Annotated in this window: 21 protein-coding genes and 2 tRNA genes; 7 read left to right on the top strand and 16 right to left on the bottom strand. The window is 59.9% G+C overall.

From position 1 onward, the window contains the following. Positions 1-7: 7 nt before the first annotated feature. The 16 genes from nuoI to tldD all read right to left on the bottom strand — a co-directional run bounded on the left by nuoI (position 8) and on the right by tldD (position 15530). Positions 8-499 (bottom strand): NADH-quinone oxidoreductase subunit NuoI, encoded by a 492-nt coding sequence (gene nuoI / locus M5D89_RS04950; protein WP_248884742.1) that lies wholly within the window; start codon positions 497-499, stop codon positions 8-10. 10 nt (positions 500-509) lie between these two features. Further along, complete coding sequence (gene nuoH / locus M5D89_RS04945; RefSeq protein WP_248884741.1) at positions 510-1535, bottom strand: NADH-quinone oxidoreductase subunit NuoH; 1026 nt, start codon at positions 1533-1535, stop codon at positions 510-512. Positions 1536-1545: 10 nt separating this feature from the next. Beyond that, on the bottom strand, positions 1546-3864 hold the full coding sequence (nuoG, locus tag M5D89_RS04940) for an NADH-quinone oxidoreductase subunit NuoG (protein WP_248884740.1): 2319 nt from the start codon (positions 3862-3864) through the stop codon (positions 1546-1548). Then, on the bottom strand, positions 3864-5171 hold the full coding sequence (nuoF, locus tag M5D89_RS04935) for an NADH-quinone oxidoreductase subunit NuoF (RefSeq protein WP_248884739.1): 1308 nt from the start codon (positions 5169-5171) through the stop codon (positions 3864-3866). Before nuoF ends, nuoG begins: the two co-directional genes overlap by 1 nt. Beyond that, complete coding sequence (gene nuoE / locus M5D89_RS04930) at positions 5168-5662, bottom strand: NADH-quinone oxidoreductase subunit NuoE (protein WP_248884738.1); 495 nt, start codon at positions 5660-5662, stop codon at positions 5168-5170. Before nuoE ends, nuoF begins: the two co-directional genes overlap by 4 nt. Beyond that, positions 5659-6912 carry an NADH-quinone oxidoreductase subunit D gene (locus tag M5D89_RS04925; RefSeq protein ID WP_248884737.1) on the bottom strand — a complete coding sequence of 418 codons (1254 nt, stop codon included), beginning with the start codon at positions 6910-6912 and terminating at the stop codon, positions 5659-5661. The genes nuoE and M5D89_RS04925 overlap by 4 nt, the downstream gene beginning before the upstream one ends. Beyond that, a complete protein-coding gene (locus M5D89_RS04920) occupies positions 6896-7498 on the bottom strand; it encodes an NADH-quinone oxidoreductase subunit C (protein ID WP_248884736.1) in 603 nt (200 codons plus the stop codon). Before M5D89_RS04920 ends, M5D89_RS04925 begins: the two co-directional genes overlap by 17 nt. Positions 7499-7501: 3 nt before the next feature. Then, complete coding sequence (locus M5D89_RS04915; protein ID WP_431307148.1) at positions 7502-7978, bottom strand: NuoB/complex I 20 kDa subunit family protein; 477 nt, start codon at positions 7976-7978, stop codon at positions 7502-7504. Further along, entirely contained in the window at positions 7969-8325 is a 357-nt protein-coding gene (locus M5D89_RS04910; RefSeq protein WP_248884734.1) for an NADH-quinone oxidoreductase subunit A, read from the bottom strand. The genes M5D89_RS04915 and M5D89_RS04910 overlap by 10 nt, the downstream gene beginning before the upstream one ends. Before the next feature lie 124 nt (positions 8326-8449). After that, a tRNA-Leu gene (locus M5D89_RS04905) sits at positions 8450-8534 on the bottom strand. 37 nt (positions 8535-8571) lie between these two features. Then, positions 8572-8973, bottom strand: a complete 402-nt coding sequence (gene secG, locus M5D89_RS04900; RefSeq protein WP_248884733.1) for a preprotein translocase subunit SecG — start codon at positions 8971-8973, stop codon at positions 8572-8574. Between the two features lie 3 nt (positions 8974-8976). After that, positions 8977-9741 carry a triose-phosphate isomerase gene (tpiA, locus tag M5D89_RS04895; RefSeq protein WP_248886435.1) on the bottom strand — a complete coding sequence of 255 codons (765 nt, stop codon included), beginning with the start codon at positions 9739-9741 and terminating at the stop codon, positions 8977-8979. A gap of 105 nt (positions 9742-9846) precedes the next feature. Next, positions 9847-11199, bottom strand: a complete 1353-nt coding sequence (gene glmM, locus M5D89_RS04890; RefSeq protein ID WP_248884732.1) for a phosphoglucosamine mutase — start codon at positions 11197-11199, stop codon at positions 9847-9849. Between the two features lie 3 nt (positions 11200-11202). Then, positions 11203-12048, bottom strand: coding sequence for a dihydropteroate synthase (folP, locus tag M5D89_RS04885; protein ID WP_346347704.1), 846 nt, complete (start codon positions 12046-12048; stop codon positions 11203-11205). Further along, positions 12045-13967, bottom strand: coding sequence for an ATP-dependent zinc metalloprotease FtsH (ftsH, locus tag M5D89_RS04880; RefSeq protein ID WP_248884731.1), 1923 nt, complete (start codon positions 13965-13967; stop codon positions 12045-12047). Before ftsH ends, folP begins: the two co-directional genes overlap by 4 nt. 120 nt (positions 13968-14087) lie before the next feature. Continuing rightward, positions 14088-15530 carry a metalloprotease TldD gene (gene tldD / locus M5D89_RS04875; protein WP_248884730.1) on the bottom strand — a complete coding sequence of 481 codons (1443 nt, stop codon included), beginning with the start codon at positions 15528-15530 and terminating at the stop codon, positions 14088-14090. 190 nt (positions 15531-15720) lie between these two features. On the opposite strand from tldD, the gene M5D89_RS04870 reads away from it, so the two are divergent. The 7 genes from M5D89_RS04870 to M5D89_RS04840 all read left to right on the top strand — a co-directional run bounded on the left by M5D89_RS04870 (position 15721) and on the right by M5D89_RS04840 (position 24093). After that, on the top strand, positions 15721-18549 hold the full coding sequence (locus tag M5D89_RS04870) for a ribonucleoside-diphosphate reductase subunit alpha (RefSeq protein WP_248884729.1): 2829 nt from the start codon (positions 15721-15723) through the stop codon (positions 18547-18549). A gap of 24 nt (positions 18550-18573) precedes the next feature. Further along, entirely contained in the window at positions 18574-19689 is a 1116-nt protein-coding gene (locus tag M5D89_RS04865; protein ID WP_248884728.1) for a ribonucleotide-diphosphate reductase subunit beta, read from the top strand. A gap of 59 nt (positions 19690-19748) precedes the next feature. Then, positions 19749-19824, top strand: a tRNA-His gene (locus tag M5D89_RS04860). A 107-nt stretch (positions 19825-19931) separates the two neighbouring features. Continuing rightward, complete coding sequence (locus tag M5D89_RS04855; protein WP_248884727.1) at positions 19932-20141, top strand: hypothetical protein; 210 nt, start codon at positions 19932-19934, stop codon at positions 20139-20141. A 267-nt stretch (positions 20142-20408) separates the two neighbouring features. Beyond that, entirely contained in the window at positions 20409-21506 is a 1098-nt protein-coding gene (locus M5D89_RS04850; RefSeq protein WP_248884726.1) for an ABC transporter ATP-binding protein, read from the top strand. Then, a complete protein-coding gene (locus M5D89_RS04845; protein WP_248884725.1) occupies positions 21503-22480 on the top strand; it encodes an extracellular solute-binding protein in 978 nt (325 codons plus the stop codon). The genes M5D89_RS04850 and M5D89_RS04845 overlap by 4 nt, the downstream gene beginning before the upstream one ends. Then, entirely contained in the window at positions 22477-24093 is a 1617-nt protein-coding gene (locus M5D89_RS04840; protein ID WP_248884724.1) for an ABC transporter permease, read from the top strand. The genes M5D89_RS04845 and M5D89_RS04840 overlap by 4 nt, the downstream gene beginning before the upstream one ends. Positions 24094-24197 lie beyond the last annotated feature (104 nt).

The following is a 24197-nucleotide window of genomic DNA, read 5'->3' as shown; positions in this document are numbered from 1 at the left end:
TTCTCTCCTAGCGGTAGGCGCTGTCAGTCTGACGATCGCTGGCTAGCTCCGTTTCCAGCCGATCGCCATTGCCAAGCAGACGTCCCTTATCGTAGAGCAGCTCACTGCGGCTCTCGGCGTGATAACTCAATACCCGACTCTCGACGATGGAGTCCACCGGGCAGGATTCTTCGCACAGCCCGCAAAAAATGCACTTGCTGAGATCGATATCATAACGACTGGTACGGCGCGTGCCGTCGCTACGCGTCTCACTCTCGATGGTGATGGCCAATGCCGGACAAACCGCCTCGCAGAGCTTGCAGGCAATGCAGCGTTCCTCGCCATTTTCATAACGGCGAAGGGCATGCAAGCCGCGGAAGCGTGGCGATTGCGGGGTCGTTTCCTCGGGATACTGGACCGTGAACTTGCGCGCAAAGAAATAGCGGCCGGTGAGGTGCATACCGCGCACTAGTTCGAGTAGGAAAAAGGATTGCAACCAACGGGTGACAGGACTGGCCATGACGTTTTCCTCAGCGCAGGATGGCCCGCAACGGGGTCTCGAGGGCAATGCCGACCACCACGATCCAGGCAATGGTGATGGGGATGAAGACCTTCCAGCCCAGGCGCATGATCTGATCGTAGCGGTAGCGCGGAAAGGTAGCGCGAATCCAGAGAAAGACGTAAAGCAGGAAGGCGGTCTTGAGCAGCAGCCAGATCAATCCTGGCACCCAGGTAAAGGGCGCAACGTCGAAGGGCGGATACCAACCACCCAGGAACAGTATCGTCGTCAGGATCGAAACAACAATCATGTTGGCGTATTCCGCCAAAAAGAACAGCGCAAAGCCCATGCCAGAATACTCGACATGAAAACCGGCGACGATCTCCGATTCCCCTTCGGCTACGTCAAAAGGTGCTCGGTTGGTCTCGGCCACCCCAGAGATAAAGTAGACCAGGAAGAAGGGAAAGAGAGGTAGCCAGTACCAGGACCAGAAACCGGCCCCCGCCTGGGCCTCGACGATCTTCGTCAGATTCAGGCTCTGGGCCAGCATCAGCACCCCAACCAGGGCAAAACCCATGGCAATCTCATAGGCCACTAGCTGCGCCGCTGCGCGCAGGGCACCGAGGAAGGCATACTTGGAGTTCGATGCCCAGCCCGCAATGATAATGCCGTACACTCCCAGACCGGCGACAGCCAGCACATAGAGCAGGCCAGCGTTCATATTGCTGATGGCAACGTCGGGCCCAAAGGGCACCGCTGCCCAGACCAACATGGCCGGCACAAAGGCCAGCACCGGCGCCGCCAGAAAGAGGAAGCGGTTGGCGTTGCTGGGGATGAGGACTTCCTTGAAGAGGAGCTTCAAGGCATCGGCAATGGGCTGCAACAGTCCACGGAACCCAACGCGATTCGGTCCCAGGCGAATCTGGATATACCCAATCACCTTGCGCTCGGCCAAGGTCAAGTAGGCCACTGCCAGCAGGAGCGGAACCAAGACGATGATGATCTTGATCAGCGCCCATACCGGCGGCCACCATGCTGCTTGGGTAAGATCGTGCATCCGGCCTCCTTTAAGCCCGCGCCCGCATGCTTGGGGTCTGCACCTGTAGGGCCGCCCCCACCCCACCCAAGGCCTGGGTCTCGGGATGACCCAGATCCAGCCACACGGCCCCAGCCGGAATCCCCGCATCCGCAACAACGGGTAACTGTATCCGTGCGCCATTGGCGGCACACAATTCCACCAATGACCCCACAATTCCCAGAGCTGCTAGGCTATCGGGATGCATGCGGCAACTGGACTCTCTTGCCAAGGGCGCCGCGCGCCGGACCAAGGGGTCCTGCTGATAGATACCCCAGTCACCGAGCAAGCGGTAGCCATCTGTAATCCCGCCTGGTACGGCGGCAAACTTCGGCTGCATAGCCAGGCCAGGAACATCGAGAGGGAATTCGCCCAAGGCCGCCTGCCATGCTGACTGCACCGCCTCGAGATCGACAAAATCGAGGCCCGCCAACTCGAGATGGTCGGCCAAAACCCGCAGGATCTTCCAGCCAGGTCGTGCCTCGCCGAGGGGCCGGACGGCAGCACGATAGTGTTGCAGACGACCCTCGTTGTTGAAGAAGCTGCCACTACTCTCGGCCCAGCTCGCCAGGGGAAGAACGATATCCGCGCAGTCCTCGGCGGCGCCAAGAAAAGTACTGATGCTGATGACACACTCCGCCGCATCGAGGGCCGCGCGCACACGCGGCGCATTCATGGCGTCGGCCTCGGCTTCGATGCCATGGAGCAGGAAGGCCTGCTTCTCGGACCAAGGGTCTGGGGCATCTTCCAGCGGCACGCCACCAAGCTTGCGCCCCGGCACACAGCCGAGCAACCAAGCACCGGCACTGTTGGCCGCTTCCGCCAGCCAGGAAATTCGTGCCCCCAGCCCTTGCGCGATGTCTGCCAGAGTAGCCAGGAGATCCGCCGCCTGCGGGTGCTGCAACAGGCCATTGCCGAGGAGGAAAACCGGGCTCTCTGCTGCCCGCAGGGCATTCGCCAAGGGCTGCAGGGAAGTATTGCGAGATGCGGCATTGCCACGCAGAACATCGCGCAGTTCCTGAACCAGGGCGAGATCGTCCCCCGCCGCATCCCATAGCTGTTGCAAGGGAAAGTTGAATTCCCGTTTGACACTATCGATTGCCCAAATCCGCGCCCCTGCCAGCGCCGCCTTGCGCAGACGATGGTTGGTCAAGGGCTGCTGTTCCCGCGGGTAAGCATGCCAGAGCACGATGTCCCGCTCCGTCTCCAACTGTTCCAGACTCATATTGAGCGCGGGATAGAGCGGCATGGCCGGATCAGCGCGGAAATCCGTCTGGCGCAGGCGATGCTCAATGGCCCTTACTCCCAGCGCCCGTAGCAGGGCCTGGAACAGATACAATTCCTCGTTGCTGGACTGGGCGCTGATAAAGCCCGCTATGGCGTCCGGACCCGCACGACCGATGACCTTCTGCACGGCGGCCGCAGCGGCATCTAGGGCCTCAGCCCAAGAGACCGGCTGCAGACTGCCATCAATGCGCAACAACGGCTGCTGCAGCCGATCTGCTGCCTGCAAACCGGCATAGGCAAAGCGCCCCTTGTCGCAGAGCCATTCTTCGTTGACGGCCTCGTTGAGCCGCGGCTTCACCCGCAGGACCTCCTTGCCGAGGCTCTGCACGTCGGTATTGCAGCCGGTCGAGCAGTGGGGACAGAGACTGCTACTATGTTTGAGCTCCCAAGAGCGGGCCTTGTAGCGGAAGGGTTTACTGGTCAGGGCACCGACGGGACAGAGATCAATCATGTTACCCGACAATTCGGAACGCACGGCCTTGGCAACATAGGTACCGATGGCCATGTGTTCGCCGCGCCCCGTAGCTCCCAGCTCGCTGATACCACCAATCTCAGTGCCAAAACGCACGCAGCGCGTGCATTGGATACAGCGGGTCATCTCGGTGGCGATCAAGGGCCCGATGTCCTTGTCTTCCACCACCCGTTTTTCTTCCGTGTAGAGGCTATGGGGATTGGCGTAGCCCATGGTGATGTCCTGCAACGGGCATTCACCACCCTGATCACAGATCGGGCAATCGAGAGGATGATTGATGAGCAGGAATTCCAGGACCCCTTGCTGGGCCATCTTCGCCCGCCGCGAACGGGTAGCGACCTTCATACCATCGCTGGCCGGGGTGGCACAGGCGGGCAGGGGCTTCGCCTGCTTCTCGACGTCCACCAGACACATCCGGCAGTTAGCAGCCACCGAGAGCTTGGGATGGTAGCAGAAGAAGGGGATGTAAATGCCAAGCTGTTGCGCCGCCTCCATCAGGGTGGTGCCAGCAGCAACCTCGATTTCCTGCCCATCGATCTCGATGCGTGGCATCAGGCAACTCTCCGTGCAGTATCGGCGCCCACGAGACAGGTCTTATGCCGCACATGATGCAGGTACTCCTCCGGGAACAGGCGTAGGGAGCTCGTCACCGGCGCTACCCCACCATCGGCAAGGGCGCAGATGGTGCGACCCTCGATCCGCGAGCCCACATTCTGCAACAGTTCCAGATCCGACTCCCGGCCCTGACCATTCTCGATGCGGTGCATGACGCGCCACAACCAACCCATTCCCTCGCGGCATGGGGTGCACTGACCACAGGATTCATGCATGTAGAAGCGGGTAATCCGCTCCACCACCTTGACCATGCAAACGCTATCGTCGATGACAATGACCGAGCCTGCGCCCAGGGCGGAACCCGCCTTGGCGATGCTATCGTAATCCATGGTCACTTCCATCATCTGGGCACCGGCGACCATGGCGGTACTGGTACCGCCGGGGATTACTGCCTTGAGCTTGCGCCCAGCGCGCAAACCACCGGCCATTGCCAGCAAATCCGCAAAAGGCGTCCCCATGGGTACTTCAAAATTGCCCGGCCGCTGTACGTGACCGGTCACCGAAAAGATTTTCGTCCCACCATTGTTCGGCTTGCCGAGTTCGAGAAACCATTGCCCACCACGGACAATGATGTCGGGCACCGAAGCAAAGGTCTCGACGTTGTTGATGGTGGTCGGCTGCCCATAGAGGCCATAACTCGCTGGGAAGGGCGGCTTGAAACGCGGCTGCCCCTTCTTGCCTTCCAGCGACTCCATCAGGGCCGTCTCTTCGCCGCAGATATAGGCACCGGCACCGCGATGTACCGCGAGATCAAAGGAAAATTCCGTACCGAGGATATTCTGCCCGAGCAAACCTGCTGCATAGGCCTCGGCAATGGCATCTTCGACAATGCGAATGGGCTCGATGAACTCGCCGCGGATATAGATATAACCGCCGCGCGCACCCATAGCATAGGCAGCAATGATCATCCCCTCGATCAAGCGGTGCGGTTCATAGCGCATGATGTCGCGATCCTTGCAGGTGCCAGGTTCTCCCTCATCGGCGTTGCACAGCAGATATTTCATGCCGGCGACCCCCTTGGGCATGAAACTCCACTTCAGACCCGTGGGAAAGCCAGCGCCACCGCGCCCGCGTAGGGCCGAGGTCTTCATCTCGTTGATGATCTGATCGGGGCTCATCGCCTCCAGCACCACCTTGCGCAAGGCCTGGTACCCGCCCGTACCTTGGTAGACCGCCAAGCGGTGCGAGTCGGGCAGTCCACGATTTTGCAGGGTAACCCCATTCACATAGGCTTCTGTCGTCATTTGTCCGCCTCCTTGCGCAATTCCGCAATCAGGGCATCCAGCTTTGCCGGAGTGAGATCCTCGATATAGCGATCCGCCAGTTGCATGACCGGCGCATCCTTGCACGCCCCCAAACACTCGACTTCCTTGATGGTAAAGAGTCCGTCGGCCGTGGTCTCACCGATACCAATACCGAGACGTTCCTGCAGGTGTGCGAGGATGCCGTCGGAATCATTCAAGAAGCAGGAAACACTACCACAGACGCAAAACTGGTGCTTCCCCACCGGCTGCAGATCGTACATGGTATAGAAGGTCGCCACCTCGAAGGCCTGAATGGCCGGCACCTCGAGGAGTTCCGCGACATGCTCGATGAGCGCGTCGGGGAGATAGCCATGTTCGTCCTGGGCAATGCGCAGGGCCGCCAGAAGCGCGGAACGGGCCTGCTCCGGTGGATATTTGGCACGTTCGCGGGCAATTTCGTCCAGAGATGATGGTGACAGCCACGCACTCATCGGTCGATCTCCCCAAAGACGATGTCCATGGTGGCCAGGATGGCCACCACATCGGCAATCATGTGCCCACGTGCCATCTCGTCCATGGCCGCGAGATGAGAAAATCCCGGCGCGCGAATCTTCATGCGGTAGGGCTTGTTCGCCCCATCCGAGAGCATGTAGATCCCGAACTCCCCCTTGGGCGCCTCAACCGCTGCATAGATCTCCCCAGCCGGCACGATCATTCCTTCGGAGAACAGCTTGAAGTGATGAATCAATGCCTCCATGCTGGTTTTCATTTCTTCCCGCGGTGGCGGCGCGACCTTGTAATCATCCACGATGACCGGGCCGGGATTCTGTCGCAACCAGTCCACACACTGCGCGATGATCTTGTTGCTCTCTCGCATCTCCGCCACGCGCACCAGATAGCGATCATAACAATCGCCCTCTTTGCCCAGGGGAATCTCGAAATCGAGATCGGCGTAGGCCGCATAGGGTTGAGTACGGCGCAGGTCCCAGGCCACGCCAGAGGCGCGCAGCATGGGGCCGGTAAAGCCCAGGGCAATAGCGCGTTCTGGAGCAACCACGCCGATACCCACGGTGCGCTGTTTCCAGATGCGATTATCGGTGAGCAGCGTCTCGTACTCGTCGATGTAGCCAGGGAAACGCTGGGTAAAGTCGGCGATGAAATCGAGCACAGAGCCCTGACGATTGGCGTTGAGCTCGCGCAGACGCTTGGCATCCCGATAGGGAGAGGTTTCGTACTGCGGCATCTGCTCGGGCAGATCGCGATAGACCCCCCCCGGACGGTAGTAGGCCGCATGCATCCGCGCACCGGAGACCGCCTCGTAGACATCCATCAGGTCTTCGCGCTCCCGGAAACAGTAGAGGAAGACCGACATGGCGCCCACGTCCAGGGCGTAGGCCCCGAGCCAGAGGAGATGATTGAGCACCCGCGTGATCTCGTCGAACATCGTACGAATGTATTGCGCACGCTGCGGGATCTCGATACCGAGTAAACCCTCGACGGCGCGGCAATAGGCGTGCTCATTGCACATCATCGACACGTAGTCCAGGCGATCCATATAGGGCAGCGCCTGCAGATAGGTCTTGTGTTCCGCCAATTTCTCGGTGGCGCGGTGAAGCAGGCCAATGTGCGGGTCGGCTCGCTCGATCACCTCGCCATCAAGTTCCAGCACCAGCCGCAGAACGCCGTGGGCCGAGGGATGCTGGGGCCCAAAGTTCATGGTGAAGTTACTGATTTCTGGCATCGTAGCGCCCCTCCTCATCACTGCGCACGATCCGCGGCACTACCACCCGCTCCTCCGTCTGGGTGGGCTCGTAGATCACCCGCCGCTGATCCGCGTCATAGCGCATTTCCACCGTGCCCACCAAGGGAAAATCCTTACGGAAAGGATGCCCAACAAAGCCATAATCCGTCAGGATACGGCGTAGGTCAGGATGGCCTTCGAAGAGGAAACCAAAGAGGTCGAAGGTTTCTCGTTCAAACCAATTGGCAGCCGGCCAGATCGCGTTGACCGAAGGGATCAAGGGCAGGTCTTCATCGAGAAAGACACGCAGCCGCAAACGTAGGCGGGTCTGGATGCCAAGCAGATGATAGACCACGGCGAAGCGTTCGCCTTCCCAAGTGCCATCGCCATATTCGGCGTAATCCACGCCACAGATATCGATGAGTTGGTCAAAACCGGCACTGTCCCGCAGCCAAGTGCAGCTGGCGAGGAAATCCTGACGCGCCAACTCCAGCGTCAATTCGCCATGGGCAATATCTGTCCGGCGTATCCGCTGCCCCAGCCCAGCCTTCATCTGCTGGGACAATGTTTCCAAGTCTTCCATCATAGGCTACCTGGCGATGGTGTGGGTGCGGCGGATCTTCTTCTGTAACTGGATCAGCCCAAAGAGGAGTGCCTCGGCGGTAGGTGGACAACCGGGCACATAAACGTCTACGGGCACAATGCGGTCGCACCCACGCACCACGCTGTAAGAGTAATGATAATACCCACCGCCATTGGCACAGGAACCCATCGAGACGACCCAGCGGGGTTCGGGCATCTGGTCATAGACCTTGCGCAGTGCCGGCGCCATTTTGTTGACCAGGGTACCGGCAACGATCATCACGTCGGATTGTCGTGGACTGGGTCGGAAGATGATGCCGAAGCGATCCAGATCGTAGCGCGCCGCGCCGGCATGCATCATCTCCACCGCACAGCAGGCAAGGCCAAAGGTCATCGGCCAGAGAGATCCAGTACGACTCCAATTGACCACCGTGTCGATACTGGTGGTCACGAATCCCTTCTCGAGAACGCCCTCTATTCCCACTCCAACGCCCCCTTCTTCCATTCATAGACGAAACCCACCACCAAAATGGCAAGAAAAACCATCATGGCGAGGAAGCCTGTCATTCCCACCGCATCAAAGACCACCGCCCAGGGAAACAAAAAGGCAATTTCCAGATCGAAGAGGATGAAGAGGATGGCTACCAGGTAATAGCGCACATCAAACTTGACCCGCGCATCCTCGAAGGCCTCAAAACCGCACTCATAGGGGGAGAGCTTTTCGCTGTCGGGCCGATTGGGTCCGAGCCTGCTACCCAAAAATAGCGGCACGATGCCTACCACCAGGGCGAGCAGCAAAAATATGAGCACAGGCAAATAATGTCCGAGCACAGGACCGGCCCCTCCAACAATGTCGTCAAAACCCCGGCAGGGTCGCTATAAAAATATTTTTCTCTATATAATCAAATCTCTGGAATACTCCAGGGACAAAAAAACAGCCACGCGGGCTGTGATTTGGTGCCGAAGACCGGACTCGAACCGGTATGGCTTGCGCCGCCGCCCCCTCAAGACGGTGTGTCTACCAATTTCACCACTTCGGCAAGTGGATCAAAACTTTCTCATGCCCCGCCAAAGACGTCAAGGCTTGCCAATAGCAGATTTTGTGCTCGCCGCTGGTGCCAGCGCTGCGACACTTCGCGAGCTCGCGACAACGCTATGGGTAGTGGCTACCGGGCTCGTCGTCTGGGCCACCGCGCTGCTGCTTGCGCTTGCACTGGGGAGCGCGATACCCGCACCAGCCTGATGCGCCTCATGCTCAGATAGATAAGCCAAAGCCAGGCTATTGAGAAAAAAGATTGCCGCCAGGGCAGCAGTGACATGGCTGAGAAAATTTCCCGCACCTGCCGCTCCGAATACGGTCTGCGAACCACCGCCACCAAAGACCGCCCCAATATCCGCGCCCTGCCCCTTCTGGATCAGCACGAGACCAACCAGCACCACACAGATCAAAACCTGAAGAATCAACAGCAAGGTATACATAACTCAGAGACCCCGAGCCACCGCATGGGCAGCCTGACAAATTTGAATGAATTCCGCAGCCTGTAGTGAGGCGCCGCCAACCAGTCCACCATCGATATCGGCTTGGGAAAACAAGGATTGCGCATTACTGGCCTTCACGCTACCACCGTAGAGCAGCAAAATCTTGCGCGCGATTTCCGGACTCTGGACCGCAATCAGCCCACGAATGAATGCATGCACTTCCTGCGCTTGTTCAGGGCTTGCGGTTTTACCTGTACCAATCGCCCAGATCGGCTCGTAGGCCAAGACCAGATTGGCCTGCTGACCAGCACTGCCCAGGGCGGGCAAAATTGCCTCCACCTGACGGCGCAGGACCTCCTCCGTACGCCCCTGCTCGCGCTCCTGCTCCGACTCACCGACACAAACCATCGGGATCAGTCCGGATTGCAATGCGGCCTTGACCTTCTTCAGGACCACCGCGTCCGTCTCCTGAAAGATCTGTCGCCGTTCCGAATGCCCCACCAAGACGTAACGGCAGCCATTGTCCCGCAACATGGGGCCGGAAATCTCGCCCGTGTAGGCGCCATGCGCTTCCCAGAAGAGATTTTGGCCGCCCCAACGCAGGGAGCTTCCCTTGGCAACCTGATGCACTGCGGGCAATAGCGTGAATGGAGGAAACAAGACGACCTCCGGTGCGCCCGGTGCCAGACCAGCATCCAGAATCGCTTGGGTCAGATGCTCGGCATCTGCAATCAAGCCATTCATCTTCCAATTGCCCGCTACCATCATCGGCCGCACGTGACCCTTCCTTGGTTATCTATCATGAATTGCTGCTCGAGTGTAAAGAGTCCCCTCGCAAGGGTCAATTTGCATCGAATGCTCTTGCCCAGGACTTCAGACAGGCAATGGCTCGCCCACACAAGCTGCAATTTGCACCTGCAGCTCTGCCGCCACAGCTTGCGCCAGCGGCGCCTCCTCGGCTTCCACCATGATGCGCAGCAGCGGTTCGGTACCCGAGGCGCGCACGAGGAGGCGACCTCGCCCGGCAAGGCGCTCTTCCGCAGCCTGCAGCAACGCCTGTACTGCAGGCCGCTGCAACTGCTCCTTGGCGTCGGCCAGACGTAGCCCCAGCAATACCTGCGGATATAGCTCCAGGCTTCCACTGAGCTCATGCAGTCTCTTCCCCTTGCGCTGCAAGAACGCGAGCACCTGCAAGGCGGCAAGGATCGCATCACCGGTGGTATTGGCAGGGGTGATGATATGTCCGGAGTTTTCCCCCCCCAGGGGATAGCCCAGCTGTCGCATGGTCTCCAGCACATAGCGATCGCCGACGGCACTGCGCGCAAAGGGAATACCGCGCGCTTGCAGTGCGCGTTCCAAACCCAGGTTACTCATCACCGTACCCACCACGCCGGCCAGCTCCCCACGCTCTGCCATGGCCTGTGCCAGGAGCCAGAGAATGGCATCGCCATCCCAAGTCTGCCCCTGCGCATCCACCAGCAGGACGCGATCACCATCGCCATCCAGGGCGATGCCGATATCTACCTGCCGCTCGCGCACCGCGGCAATGATCGCGGCTGGGGCCGTAGAGCCAACACCAGCGTTGATATTGACGCCATTCGGCTGGCAACCAATCGTTTCCACTTGTGCGCCCAGCTCGCTGAACACCATGGGCGCCACTTTGTAGGCGGCCCCATGGGCGGCGTCGACGACGATCCGCAGACCGCGCAGATCCGCGCTGGCCGGAAAGGTGGTCTTACAGTATTCGACATAGCGACCCGCAGCGTCATCGACGCGGCGCGCCTTGCCGAGGTCCCGCGGTTGCGCACAGCGCATGGCGTGTTCGAGCTCTGCTTCGATGGCCTCTTCCACCGCATCTGGCAATTTGTAGCCATCCGCAGAGAAGAATTTGATCCCATTGTCTTCATAAGGATTGTGGGAAGCACTGATCACGATGCCAGCATGGGCGCGCAGGGTGCGGGTGAGATAGGCAATCGCTGGGGTGGGCAGGGGCCCGACGAGGAGGACATCGACCCCCGCAGCGGCAAGACCAGACTCCAGAGCTGACTCGATCAGATAGCCAGACAGGCGCGTATCCTTGCCGATGAGCACGCGCGGGCGCCCTAACGCGTCTCGGGTCAGCACCCGCCCCGCAGCCCAGCCCAATTGCAATACCCAATCCGCGCGCATGGGCATTTCCCCAACGCGACCACGCACCCCATCGGTACCAAAAAACCGTCGTGCCATACGTTATTCTGTCTCCTCCAATGCGTCCCAGATATCCAAGGCTTGGCGGGTGGCCGCCACGTCATGTACCCGATATACGGCCGCACGGTGTCGCTGCCGTGTCCAGAGGAGCGCCGCAACACTTACCCCGCCGCGCTCCGCTGCCCTCTCCAGATTGGCAAGCCGCCCCAAAAAGCCTTTCCGCGAGAGGCCCAGGAGAAGAGGTTGCCCCAAGCGCGCGAGCTGACCGATCCCACGCAGCAGAGTGAGATTCCCCGCGTCGTCTTTGGCAAAGCCGATGCCGGGATCGAGCAGGATCCGCTCCGCCGGAATTCCCATCGCCAGACAGGCGTCCCGCCGGGCAGCAAGATAAGTGCTCACCTCTCCCAGCAAATCCTCGTAGACGACCAAATTTTGCATGGTCTGCGGCGTGCCGCGCATGTGCATCAAACAGACATCCAAGTCTAATTCCGCAACCGTCGTCAAGGCATCCGGATCAAAGGTCAGGGCGCTGACATCGTTGATCAGGGTCGCACCCAAGGCGTGGGCGGCGCGCATGACCGTCGCCTTGCGCGTATCGATGGAGATTGGCAGGGGAATCTCGGCGCGAATGGCGGCCAAGGCCGGTAGGAGGCGGTCCAGCTCTTCGTCCACCGATAATTCCGGCGCCCCGGGGCGCGTGGATTCCGCCCCCAGATCCAGGAGATCTGCACCCTCCTCCCAAAGTTGCCGGGCATGCGCCAGGGCTGCCGCTACCGAGTTATGGCGCCCACCGTCGGAAAAGGAATCCGGCGTGAGATTGATGATCCCCATAATACAAGAACGCCCCTGAAGCCAGGGGCGCCGTTGTGCTACAGAGGCCGTGCTCAAACGGGATGCTCTCCAGGGTTGAGCTTGGGCAGATTGCCGGGCAAGTGATCTGGTGGCGTACCAACACTACCACCGCTGACCGCCGGGGTACCGGGGTTGCTGTCCTGCGGCGGACGTGGATCGTGACCAGCCATCAGATCATTGACCTGCCCCGCGTCCAGCGTCTCAAACTTGAGCAATGCCTGCGCCATGTGCTCGACAATCTCACGGTTTTCTTCGATGAGCTTGCGCGCCACTTGATAGCGCTCCTGGATGATCCCCCGCACCTCTTCATCCACGGTTTGCGCCGTGTGCTCCGAGACGCTGCTGTGCTTGGTGACCTCCCGACCGAGGAACATCTCCTCTTCCTTCTCTCCGATCACCATCGGGCCGATCGTTGACATACCCCATTGCGTGACCATCTTGCGGGCAAGATCCGTCGCGCGCTCGATGTCATTACCCGCGCCAGTGGTCATCTGGTTGAGGAAGACTTCCTCCGCAATCCGACCACCCATGAGAATCGAGATGTTGTGCAAAATCTCCTGGCGCTCGTAATTGAAGCGATCCTCCGTAGGAAGCTGCATGGTCAGACCCAGGGCACGGCCACGTGGGATGATGGTCACCTTGTGCACTGGATCGGTCCCCGGCAGCAGCTTGGCCACCACGGCATGTCCAGACTCGTGGTACGCCGTCGTCTCGCGCTGTTTATCGCTCATGACCACCGATTTGCGCTCGGCGCCCATCATGACCTTGTCCTTGGCGTCTTCAAAGTCATGCATATCGACCAGCCGCTTGCTCTTGCGAGCCGCCATCAAAGCTGCCTCATTGACGAGGTTGGCCAAGTCCGCGCCGGAAAAACCAGGGGTGCCCCGCGAAATGATCTTGGCATCGACATCCGGCGCCAAGGGTACTTTGCGCATGTGCACCTGCAGGATCTGTTCGCGCCCACGGATATCGGGCAACGGCACCGTCACCTGCCGGTCAAAACGGCCCGGACGCAGAAGCGCGGGGTCAAGGACGTCCGGCCGGTTGGTCGCCGCGATAACAATGATGCCCTCGGTACCCTCAAAGCCATCCATCTCCACCAGCATCTGGTTCAGGGTTTGCTCGCGTTCGTCATTGCCACCGCCGAGGCCCGCACCACGTTGCCGACCCACGGCATCGATCTCATCAATGAAGATGATGCATGGGGCATGTTTCTTGGCCTGTTCGAACATATCGCGCACGCGCGAAGCGCCGACGCCAACAAACATTTCGACGAAATCCGAGCCGGAGATGGAGAAAAAGGGTACCTTGGCCTCACCGGCGATAGCGCGGGCCAAGAGGGTCTTACCCGATCCAGGCGAGCCCATGAGCAGGACGCCCTTGGGGATCCGTCCACCGAGACGCTGAAATTTCTGCGGGTCACGCAAGAAGTCGACGATTTCTGCCACCTCTTCCTTGGCCTCTTCGACCCCCGCCACATCAGCAAAGGTAATCTTGTTGTTCTCCTCACTGAGCATGCGCGCGCGGCTACGACCAAAGCTCATCGCCCCGCGGCCACCAGCACCACCGCCCCCCATCTGGCGCATGAAGAAAATCCATACCGCGATGAGTAAAAGCATCGGGAACCAGTTGATCAGCAACGCCAGCAACAGAGACTGCCCTTCCGGCGGCTTGACCGAGATCTTCACGCCGGCGGCCAAGAGCTGAGGCACCAATTGTGCGTCGTTGGGCGGAGTGTAGACGCTGAATTGCTGACCTGAGCTCAGGGCTCCGGTCAGGTGGTTGCCATTCATGGTCACATCCGCGACCTGCCCCTGCTTGACGCTATTGACGAAGGTCGAGAAATTCATCGCCTGCGCGGGCGTCGAACTCGACGAGTTCAGATTCTGAAAAACGAAAATGAGAATGACGCCGATCGCCACCCACAAAAGCACGTTCTTGAAAACGTTATTCATTTCCTCACCTCCCCCACCGGGAGTTTAGACTGGGTACAGATACCCAAATATGCAGGATATTAGACCTCTGCCGGGATGCTGACAATAGCGCGTCATTCTGCGCTACCCAGCGACACAACACTACTGCGTTCCCCCAACCGTGAGGTCACGGATCTTCATGGTCGGCTGCCCGACGCCCACGGGCACACTCTGCCCGTCCTTGCCGCAAGTACCAACCCCTGGATCTAATTGGAGGTCATTGCCGATCATTTCAACCCGAGTCAATACATCAGGGCCATTGCCGATCAGCGTCGCCCCCTTCACCGGGCGGGTAATGCGTCCGTTTTCAATGAGATAGGCCTCAGACGCGGAAAACACGAATTTTCCACTGGTGATGTCCACCTGACCACCGCCGAAATTCACGGCATACAGCCCCTTTTTGACGCTGGCGATGATCTCCTGCGGGTCGTGCTGCCCGGCACGCATGTAGGTGTTGGTCATGCGCGGCATAGGCAGGTGCGCATACGACTCGCGCCGACCATTGCCCGTAGAGGTAACGCCCATGAGCCGGGCATTGAGACTGTCCTGCAGATAACCACGCAAGATGCCATCCTCGATCAACACCGTGCACTGCGTCGGATGCCCCTCATCGTCGAGATTCAGGCTGCCGCGCCGCCCTGCCAGGGTGCCATCGTCTACCACTGTCACGCCAGGAGCCGCCACCCGCTGCCCAATGCGCCCGGAAAAGGCACTGGTTCCTTTGCGGTTGAAATCCCCCTCGAGCCCATGCCCGATGGCCTCGTGCAACAGAATTCCGGGCCAGCCCGGCCCCAGCACGACCTCGAGACTGCCCGCCGGCGCCGCCTCTGCCTCGAGGTTTACCAGCGCCTGCCGAACTGCCTCGCGAGCGTAGCTTTCCGCCACATCACTGGTCACGAACTCGCGATAGTCATGGCGACCACCGCCCCCAGCACTGCCCTGCTCCCGTCGCCCATTCTCTTCGGCGATCACCGTCACATTGAGACGCACCAGGGGACGAAGATCGGCAGCCAGACTCCCATCCAGACGCGCCACCAACACCACCTCATAGCGTGCGGAGAGGCTTGCCATGACCTGGGCAACCCGCGGGTCGGCGGCGCGCGCTGCAGCTTCCAGACGTTCCAACAGGGCAATCTTGTCGCGGTTGTCGATACTCGCCAGCGGATCCGTGCCGGGGTAGAGCTGCAAGCCGCGCTGCGAACGCCATTGCAAGGCGCGTTCCTGGCCTGGATGCTGCGCAATGCTTCGCGCTGCCTCCGCGGCCCCGAGCAGGGCATCCACAGCGATTTCGTCGGAGTAGGCCAGGCCTTGGCGTTCTCCCTGAATGGCCCGCACCCCTACGCCTTGGTGAATGCTGTGGCTCCCGGATTTGACTACCCCTTCTTCTAAACTGAAGGCCTCGCTGCGGCTGTACTGAAAGTACAGGTCGGCATCATCGAGGGCACGCCGACTCAGGCGGCCAAAGATGCGATCCAGTGCCACTTCATCGATTCCTGCGGGTTGCAGCAGGTTTTCCCGGGCGAGGTCGAGGGCGTGTTCGGTCATCGAGTACATCTCCTACGCAGTGATGTTTGTGAGTATGCGCCGCCCTCGGTTATAGAACAAGTCTAAATTTATTTGAGCAGCATATACACCAAATATCCCCAGGACATCCACAGCTTGTCAACACTATATATAGTGTTGACACTGGGGTCTTGATAACTATATTTTGTGCCTGTTCACCCAGGAGGACGACATGCCCAGTACCGCCAAAGCCATCATCGCAGATCAACCCCAATCCAATCACCGCGTCATTCGCCGCAATGGTACCCTCGTCGCTTTCGATGCCAGCAAGATTCAGGTAGCTATGAGCAAGGCCTTTCTTGCGGTGGAAGGGAACCATGGTGCTGCCAGTGCCCGGGTGCGTGAGCAAGTCGCCCGCCTCACGGAGCAGGTCATCAACGCCCTGGCCCGGCGCCAGCCCGGCGGCGGTACCTTTCATATCGAAGATATCCAGGACCAGGTCGAGCTGGCACTCATGCGCGCGGGGGAACATGAAGTCGCCCGCGCTTATGTGCTGTATCGGGAAGAACGGGCGCGGGAACGGGCGCAACGACATCAGCAGGCAGCGGAGAGCAGTGCGGAGCTGCAGGTACGACAGGCGGATGGCAGCAGCAAAGCGCTGGATCGGCAGCGTCTGCGCGCCGTGATCGAAGAGGCCTGCGCCGGCCTCGGGGCAGCGGTATCAGTAGAGGCCATCCTGCAATCCACCTTCAAAAACCTCTACAATGGAATCAGTGAAGAGGAACTGTTCCAGGCCCCCATCCTCGCGAGCCGCATCCTCATCGAACGCGACCCTGCCTATGCCTATGTTTCCGCTCGACTGCTCCTCGATCGGATTCGGCGCGAAGTCATCGGCGAGGCCTGTACTCAGGCGGAGATGGCGGAGCGCTACGGCGAATATTTCCGCGACTATCTGGCAACGGGCATCGCGCAGGAACTGATTGACCCGCGCCTGGAGCAATTTGACCTGGAGCGCATCAGTGCGGCGCTACGGCCAGAACGTGACCTGAACTTTCAGTACCTGGGTCTGCAGATCCTCTATGATCGCTACTTTTTGCATGTACGCGAGCGGCGCATCGAGCTGCCCCAAGCGTTCTGGATGCGGGTTGCCATGGGCCTGGCCGTCGAGGAAATCGACCGGGAGGAGCAAGCCATTGCCTTTTATCAGGTGCTTTCCCAATTTGATTTCGTCAGTTCCACTCCCACCCTGTTCAATTCCGGCACCCTGCGGCCGCAGTTGTCGAGCTGCTTCCTCACCACCGTGGCAGATGATCTCGACGGCATCTACGAGTCCATCAAGGATAATGCCCTGCTCTCCAAGTACTCTGGCGGCCTAGGCAATGACTGGACGCGGGTCCGTGCCCTCGGCTCCTACATCAAGGGCACCAATGGCAAGAGCCAGGGCGTTGTGCCGTTCCTCAAGGTCGTGAATGACACCGCCGTTGCCGTCAATCAGGGCGGCAAGCGCAAGGGTGCGGTCTGTGCCTACCTGGAAACCTGGCATCTGGATATCGAGGAATTCCTGGAGCTGCGCAAGAACACCGGCGATGATCGACGACGCACGCACGACATGAATACCGCCAATTGGATCCCCGATCTGTTCATGGAACGGGTCGAAGCGGGCGCCGATTGGACCCTATTTAGCCCCAACGATGTTCCCGACCTGCACGACCTGACCGGAGCGGCCTTCCGCGCGCGCTACGAGGCCTATGAGCGGATGGCCGATGCCGGCGAGATCGGCCTCTTCAAGCGCATTCCAGCGCTGCAGCTCTGGCGCAAGATGTTGACCATGCTCTTCGAGACCGGGCATCCCTGGATCACCTTCAAGGATCCCTGCAACCTGCGCAGCCCGCAGCAGCATGTTGGTGTGGTACATAGCTCCAATCTCTGCACCGAGATCACCCTCAACACCAGCGACAAGGAAATTGCCGTCTGCAATCTGGGGTCAGTCAACCTGCTTGCCCATTTACGCCTGCCTGCGGGGCAAAACACCGACATGCTGCGCACAGAAATGGATGCAGAGGAAATTCTCGCTTACATCGACACCGAAAAATTGGCGCGGACCATCGCGGTGGCGATGCGCATGCTCGACAATGTCATCGACATCAACTACTACGCCCTCGGCAAGGCACGCAATAGCAACCTGCGTCACCGGCCCGTGGGTCTGGGGCTGATGGGCTTCTCCGACGCCCTCCTCGCCCTGCGCATTCCCTATGCCTCTGCGGCAGCCGTGCGCTTCGCCGACATCAGCCAGGAATTGATCAGCTACCACGCCATCGATGCCTCGGCCGATCTCGCTCGGGAACGCGGCGCCTACCAAAGTTTCCCGGGCTCGCTGTGGAGCCAAGGGATACTGCCGATCGATAGTATCGAGATTCTGGCACAGAGCCGCAGCGAAGGGGTGGATGTCGACCGCAGTCAGCAACTCGACTGGTCAGGCCTGCGGGAGAAAGTCCGCGCGGGCATGCGCAACAGCAACTGCCTAGCCATTGCCCCGACAGCGACCATTTCCAACATTGTTGGCGTCAGCCAGGGAATCGAACCGATCTACCAGAACCTCTACGTCAAATCCAACCTCTCCGGCGAATTTACCGTGGTCAACCAGTTTCTCGTCGAAGATCTCAAGCGTCTGGATCTTTGGGACGAAGTCATGGTCAACGATCTCAAGTACTTTGACGGCTCGGTTCTGCCCATCGATCGCATACCCGCTGCGCTCAAGCCACTATACGCCAACGCCTTCGAGACGGACCCGCAGTGGCTCATCGAGGCGGGCGCGCGGCGGCAAAAATGGCTCGACCAATCGCAAAGCCTGAACCTGTATTTTGGCCAGCCCTCTGGCAAGAAGATCGACGAAACCTATCGTCTGGCCTGGCGCCGCGGTATCAAGACCACCTACTACCTGCGGTCCCTGGGCGCGACGGCTGCCGAAAAATCGACGGTGCAGACCGGCACCCTGAATGCCGTACCGGGCAGTCTCAAGGCTTGTGCCATTGACGATCCCACCTGCGAAGCCTGCCAATAAGACGAGAAATTGGAGATAAACCACATGTTAGAATTCAACGACGAGAGCACGAGAAAAGTCACCATGCCCGCTTACCACGAGAAGCCCGGTGCAGGGGATATTGGCATCCAGGCCAACAGCTTTGCCCGTGTGCGGGCTGAGGATAAACGCATCATCAATGGCCAGGCCGACGTGAATCAGCTCGTGCCCTTCAAGTATCAATGGGCCTGGGACAAGTACTTGGCGGCCTGCGCCAATCACTGGATGCCGCAGGAAGTGCAGATGGCGCGGGACATCGCGCTATGGAAGGATCCCAAGGGGTTAAGCGATGATGAGCGGCGCATCATCAAACGCAATCTCGGATTTTTTGTGACCGCCGACAGCCTTGCCGCCAACAATATCGTGCTGGGTACCTATCGCCACATCACCGCGCCGGAATGCCGCCAGTATCTGCTGCGCCAAGGCTTTGAAGAGGCGATTCACACCCACGCCTATCAGTACATCGTCGAGTCGCTGGGTCTGGACGAGGGCGAAATCTTCAATATGTACCATGAGGTACCCTCGGTGCGCGCAAAGGATGATTTTCTCATTCCCTTCATCGAGGTACTCGCCGATCCGAATTTCAAGACGGGGACCACAGAAAATGATCAGCTGCTCCTGCGCTCGCTGATCGTCTTCGCTACCATCATGGAAGGCATGTTCTTCTATGTGGGCTTCAGCCAGATCCTCGCCATGGGGCGGCAGAACAAGATGGTCGGCGCGGCCGAGCAATACCAGTACATCCTGCGCGACGAGTCCATGCACTGCAATTTTGGTATCGATATGATCAATCAGATCAAAATCGAGAATCCGCACTTGTGGACCGAGGAATTTCAGGAAGAAATCATCCGCCTCATTCGACACGGCGTGGAGCTGGAATGCGCCTATGCCGATGACACCATGCCGCGCGGCGTGCTTGGCCTGAACGCACCGATGTTCAAGGACTATGTCCACTTCATCGGCAACCGGCGGCTGAGTCAGATCGGCCTCAAACCGCAGTGGGAAGGTATCCAGAATCCATTCCCCTGGATGAGCGAAATGATGGATCTGAAGAAGGAAAAGAACTTCTTCGAGACGCGGGTCACCGAATATCAGACAGGCGGCGCGCTGAACTGGGATTGAGCCGAAGTCTGAGGATATTGCGAAAGCGGCACGCGGAGCGCTATCATAAGCGTTCTTCGGTGACTGTAGCTCAGTAGGTAGAGCCCCGGATTGTGATTCCGGTTGTCGTGGGTTCGAGCCCCATCAGTCACCCCATACAAAACAAGGTCTTAGGATGCTTTCTAGGGCCTTTTTTCATACCAATCGAAACAACGGGCGTAAAGGGTCCCGGAGCCCGGGATCAGCGGCACTGGCAGGGTTCGATGAACGCAACGGAAAAGCGCAAATTCCTCAAGGCATTAAAGTACAGTGCTGCCATCGCCTTTAGCGTCTGGTTGCTCTTCACCCTCGGCTGTTTCTGGGAGTGCAGCATCGGAGTAGCCCTGCTGAGCTCTGCCTACGCTTTTATTTTTATCCTGTTCATTGGCTTCCTGCCAGTCATTGCCACCTTTGCGCACAGCTTGGGGGAATAAAAGCACTGCACGCTCGCTGCAGGACTCCGGCTCCATTTCCACGACAACCAAGTTCTAGCATAGTTCGCACAGAAACTGCGCTTGTCATAAAAAGTTCATCAAAGTTTCATCATTCTGTCATATTTTGGCGCTAACATGCGGCATTAAATATTATCCGCTAAGAGGTCCAAATGCGCCGCTTCCGTAATTTCTTGCTCGCGATCCGGAGCATGTGCTTTCCAGCCCTCACCATGCGTGGTCACTACAACAACTGGCTGATGCTCCAGTATGCCTTCTGAGGTGCCTTCGGCCGCCGGCCTGAGCGTGCAGAAACTCAGCGTCGAGCTTGGCGGCCGGCCGGTTTTGGCGGATGTGAGTCTGGAGCAGGAAAGCGGCAGTTACGCCTGTCTGCTGGGGGAGTCGGGTTCTGGCAAAAGCACGCTGCTGGCAGCCATTGCGGGGCTCTTGCGTCCCCAGCGAGGGCGGATTGCCATTGCTGGCGATACCGTGGGAGACGAGCGGATCTGGCTGGCCCCGGAAAAACGGGGGATTGGCATGGTCTTTCAGGATGCCGCCCTTTGGCCGCACCTCAGCGTCCTCGACAATGTGCTGTATCCGTTGCGGGCACGTGGCCTGGCGCGGGACCGCACACGCGCCCAGGCGCTGTTGGAGCGCATGGCGATTCCTCTGGCTGCTGCCAAGCGTCGCCCGCATGAGTTGTCTGGCGGTCAACAGCAGCGGGTGGCCATCGCCCGCGCCATCATCGCCAAGCCCCGTATCGTACTCTTGGACGAGCCCCTGTCAGCCCTGGATCATGGCGTGCGCGAAAATCTGCGGGAGTTTCTCCATGGTCTGTTTCGGGATGAAGGCATCACTGCCCTGCACGTTACGCACGACCCGAGCGAGGCGTTCTACCTGGGGGCCAAAGTTGGCGTCCTGAATGCCGGACGTCTAGAGCAGTGGGATAGCCCAGAAGCTCTCTACCAGCGCCCGAACAGCCTGATCGTTGCCCGCCTAGGTGGCTCGGTCCGCGCCCTGCAGGTTCCCGTTCTCGAACATCAGCGCGAACAGGCCTTGCTGCACTGGGAGGGGCAGCGCCTGCAAGTGCCCGCTGCCCGCACCCTCAATGGCGCCACCCGTGCCACGCTGCTCCTGCGCCCTGGAGATATTGAGATCGAGCCCAGCGATGGCGCTGGCGCAACGGCAACGGTGCATCATGCCCATTGGCACGATGGTCGTTATCTCTTGGCACTGCAGACCAGCGACGGCCAGGAGTTCCTTGCCTATTCCCGCGATGGAGCCCTGGGCCCTCGCCGTTGGAAAATCCGCCAGCAACACGGCTGGTGTATTCCGCAATCCACCCCCTCTACCAAGGAGTCATCATGAAACGCGCCCTGCTCGCCCTGATGGGTTTGGCCTTTGCCGGTTCGGCCTCCGCCGCTACCCTGACCCTGTACAGTGCTGCCCCGGCCACCCTGGCCAAGGCCTTGGCCCGGGACTTCAGCAAGAAGACCGGTGACCATGTCGAAGTCTGGACCTCCAGCACCGGTAAGGTCATGGCCCGACTGGCCGCCGAGGCCAATCATCCCCATGCCGACGTGGTGATGGTCGCGGGATGGACTGCGGGTCTGGACCTCGCTAAGCAGGGCATGGTCTTCAACTACCGACCGTCAGCCATCGAGAAGACCTTGGTGGCACCTGCGCAAGAAAATGCGTCCTTCCTGCCCTATGGTCTGGATACGGTCTCCATGGTGATGAATACCAAGGCCCTGCCCAAAGGGGCCAAGTTGCCCGACAGTTGGTTTGCCCTGACCCAGCCCGAGTGGAAGGACCGCATCACCGCCCCCAATCCGCTGCTCTCGGGCACGGCATCCAGCTTCCTCGTCGCCTTCATCGAAAAATACGGGAATCATGGCTGGCAGTATCTGCAGCAGCTCAAGGCCAATGGCACCGTCTGGCCGGGTACCAACCATGCCGCACTGTTGCCCGTGCTCGCGGGTGAGCGTAGCGGCATGCTGGAGTGTGTTGGGCACGCGGCGGTGGCAGCCAAGGTGCAGGGCAACTCCGTCGACCTGATCTACCCCAAGGAAGGCACCCTGATCATCCCTCGCCCCATCCTGATCCTGAAATCGGCGCCGAACAAGAAGCTGGCCGAGGCCTTTGTGAACTTTGCCCTGTCACCGGCGGGTCAAAAACTGGTCGCCGAGAACAATCTCTATCCCGCCCGTGCAGGGATTCCGGCCAAGGCGGTAATGGCCAAGATCGGTAGCTTCCCGACCTGGAAGGTGAACTGGACCCAACTGGCGGCCCAGGCACCGGGCGTCGAGGCCCAATTCAAGAAGGACATCCTCGGCCAGTGAGCCGTCTGCTCAATCATCTGCTGGTCTATCTGATCCTGGGGGTCTTGGTACTGGCCCCCTTGCTCAGCATCCTCTACGAGGCCCTGCAGCCCGATGCCACCCACAGTCATGGCGTGGCCTTGCTGCAGTTGGGGGTAGACCGGCATTTTCTTACGGCCCTCTCGGGAACCCTCGGGATGGCGGGTTTGGCGGTGCTCTTTGCTCTGCCCATGGGGCTGGGCCTCGCCCTCTTGCTGTTTTATGCCCCCCCGCGCTTCACGCCCCTGTGGGAGGCCCTCATTCTGATCCCCTTTTTGATCCCGCCCTATCTCACCGCTGAGGCCTGGAGCCTTCTGGCCGGTCCCATGGGATTGATCGAACAGGTGATCCACGCGTTTGGCACCCCCTTGGAGCACTTTCTGTACTCCCTGGGGGGGATGGGGATGGTGATGGCGTTGCATCTCACCCCCCTGGTCTACATCATGCTCCGGGCCAGCCTGGAAAATGGCAATTTTCGCTTGCTGCAGGCGGCGCGGGTACATGGTGCCGGGCCGCTGGCGGCTTTTCGTCTGGCCATCCTGCCCTTGCTGCTGCCTGCCCTGGCGGCCGCCGGGCTCCTGGTCTTTCTCGATACCTCGGCAGAGTTTGGTGTGCCGGCGCTGCTGGCCGGCTATGCCGGTGTCCAGGTTTTGAGCACGAGCATCGAGGCCGCCACCAACGTCTGGCCCGTGAATTTACCCCGTGCGGCGGCCATTGGTCTGGTACTTTGCGCCATGGGGGTGGTGGTCTGGTTCCTCTACCGGCCGCTGGTGCAGAACAATCAGGGCCAAATCCAGCAGCGGCCCAGAGAACAACGGTATCTATGGAGTATGCTGCCGCTTTTGGCCTTCTTGCTGATCGCTGCCCTGTTGCCGCTGGGCGCGGTGATCGCTATCTCCCTCGAGAAGGCCCTGAGCGTGGGCCTGCAAGCGGGCAATTTCACCCTGCACCACTATCAGCATGTCCTATCCCACGGCTCGAGTGCCTTTGCCGCCCTGCGCACCAGCCTGGAACTCTCGGCCCTGGTCGCCGTGGCGGGCATGATCTCGGCCCTCCTGGCCGCGAACATCGTCCGCCGAGGAGGGCGCATCGCCGCCCTGGTGGATCTGCTTGCCACTCTACCCATGGCGATCCCCGGCGTGGTCCTGGCGGTGGGGATGATCCTGTTCTGGAATGCGCCGTGGAATAATCTGCCGATTTTTGGTCATCCCATCATCCTTGCCGTGGCCTATGCCACCGGGACCTTTCCCTTTGCCCTGCGCTATGCCCGCACGGGTCTGGCGCAGATCCCGCCGCACCTGGAACAGGCGGGCCGAGTGCATGGGGGTAGCCCCTTCTATACGGTCCTGCGCGTGCAAGTCCCCATCGCCTGGCCCATGCTGGTGGGGGGCGCGACGGTGGTCTTTGCCCTGTCCATGCGCGAGTTGGTCGCATCCCTGATGCTGCAACCCGCCGGAACCCAGGTGATCTCAACCTACATCTACGGCAATTTCCGGCAGGGCATCATCGGTGACGGTATGGCCATGTCGGTCATCGGCATCTTCAGTTCAGCGCTGATCCTCGGCCTCGCGCGTGGCGCGCTCCTGCGTCGCTGAACCCCGGTTCCATCAAAAAAGTGGTTGACCACGTCGTTGCGCCGCACCCTATCCGCCCTGAGCCTTGCCGCTCTGTGGGCACTACTACTGGCCGCCCAGGCCGT

It is taken from the genome of Acidithiobacillus acidisediminis (assembly GCF_023277115.1).
GTDB classification, from domain to species: Bacteria; Pseudomonadota; Gammaproteobacteria; order Acidithiobacillales; family Acidithiobacillaceae; genus Igneacidithiobacillus; species Igneacidithiobacillus acidisediminis.
The sequence above is the reverse complement of the archived record's forward strand: the minus strand, read 5'-3'. Positions and strand labels throughout refer to the sequence as shown.

Excerpts from the sequence above, each read along its gene's own strand:
- nuoI (WP_248884742.1), bottom strand. The coding sequence starts at position 499 with ATGGCCAGTCCTGTCACCCGTTGGTTGCAATCCTTTTTCCTACTCGAA.
- nuoH (WP_248884741.1), bottom strand. The coding sequence starts at position 1,535 with ATGCACGATCTTACCCAAGCAGCATGGTGGCCGCCGGTATGGGCGCTG.
- nuoG (WP_248884740.1), bottom strand. The coding sequence starts at position 3,864 with ATGCCACGCATCGAGATCGATGGGCAGGAAATCGAGGTTGCTGCTGGC.
- nuoF (WP_248884739.1), bottom strand. The coding sequence starts at position 5,171 with ATGACGACAGAAGCCTATGTGAATGGGGTTACCCTGCAAAATCGTGGA.
- nuoE (WP_248884738.1), bottom strand. The coding sequence starts at position 5,662 with ATGAGTGCGTGGCTGTCACCATCATCTCTGGACGAAATTGCCCGCGAA.
- M5D89_RS04925 (WP_248884737.1), bottom strand. The coding sequence starts at position 6,912 with ATGCCAGAAATCAGTAACTTCACCATGAACTTTGGGCCCCAGCATCCC.
- M5D89_RS04920 (WP_248884736.1), bottom strand. The coding sequence starts at position 7,498 with ATGATGGAAGACTTGGAAACATTGTCCCAGCAGATGAAGGCTGGGCTG.
- secG (WP_248884733.1), bottom strand. The coding sequence starts at position 8,973 with ATGTATACCTTGCTGTTGATTCTTCAGGTTTTGATCTGTGTGGTGCTG.
- tpiA (WP_248886435.1), bottom strand. The coding sequence starts at position 9,741 with ATGATGGTAGCGGGCAATTGGAAGATGAATGGCTTGATTGCAGATGCC.
- glmM (WP_248884732.1), bottom strand. The coding sequence starts at position 11,199 with ATGGCACGACGGTTTTTTGGTACCGATGGGGTGCGTGGTCGCGTTGGG.
- ftsH (WP_248884731.1), bottom strand. The coding sequence starts at position 13,967 with ATGAATAACGTTTTCAAGAACGTGCTTTTGTGGGTGGCGATCGGCGTC.
- tldD (WP_248884730.1), bottom strand. The coding sequence starts at position 15,530 with ATGACCGAACACGCCCTCGACCTCGCCCGGGAAAACCTGCTGCAACCC.
- M5D89_RS04870 (WP_248884729.1), top strand. The coding sequence starts at position 15,721 with ATGCCCAGTACCGCCAAAGCCATCATCGCAGATCAACCCCAATCCAAT.
- M5D89_RS04865 (WP_248884728.1), top strand. The coding sequence starts at position 18,574 with ATGTTAGAATTCAACGACGAGAGCACGAGAAAAGTCACCATGCCCGCT.
- M5D89_RS04855 (WP_248884727.1), top strand. The coding sequence starts at position 19,932 with ATGAACGCAACGGAAAAGCGCAAATTCCTCAAGGCATTAAAGTACAGT.
- M5D89_RS04850 (WP_248884726.1), top strand. The coding sequence starts at position 20,409 with ATGCCTTCTGAGGTGCCTTCGGCCGCCGGCCTGAGCGTGCAGAAACTC.
- M5D89_RS04845 (WP_248884725.1), top strand. The coding sequence starts at position 21,503 with ATGAAACGCGCCCTGCTCGCCCTGATGGGTTTGGCCTTTGCCGGTTCG.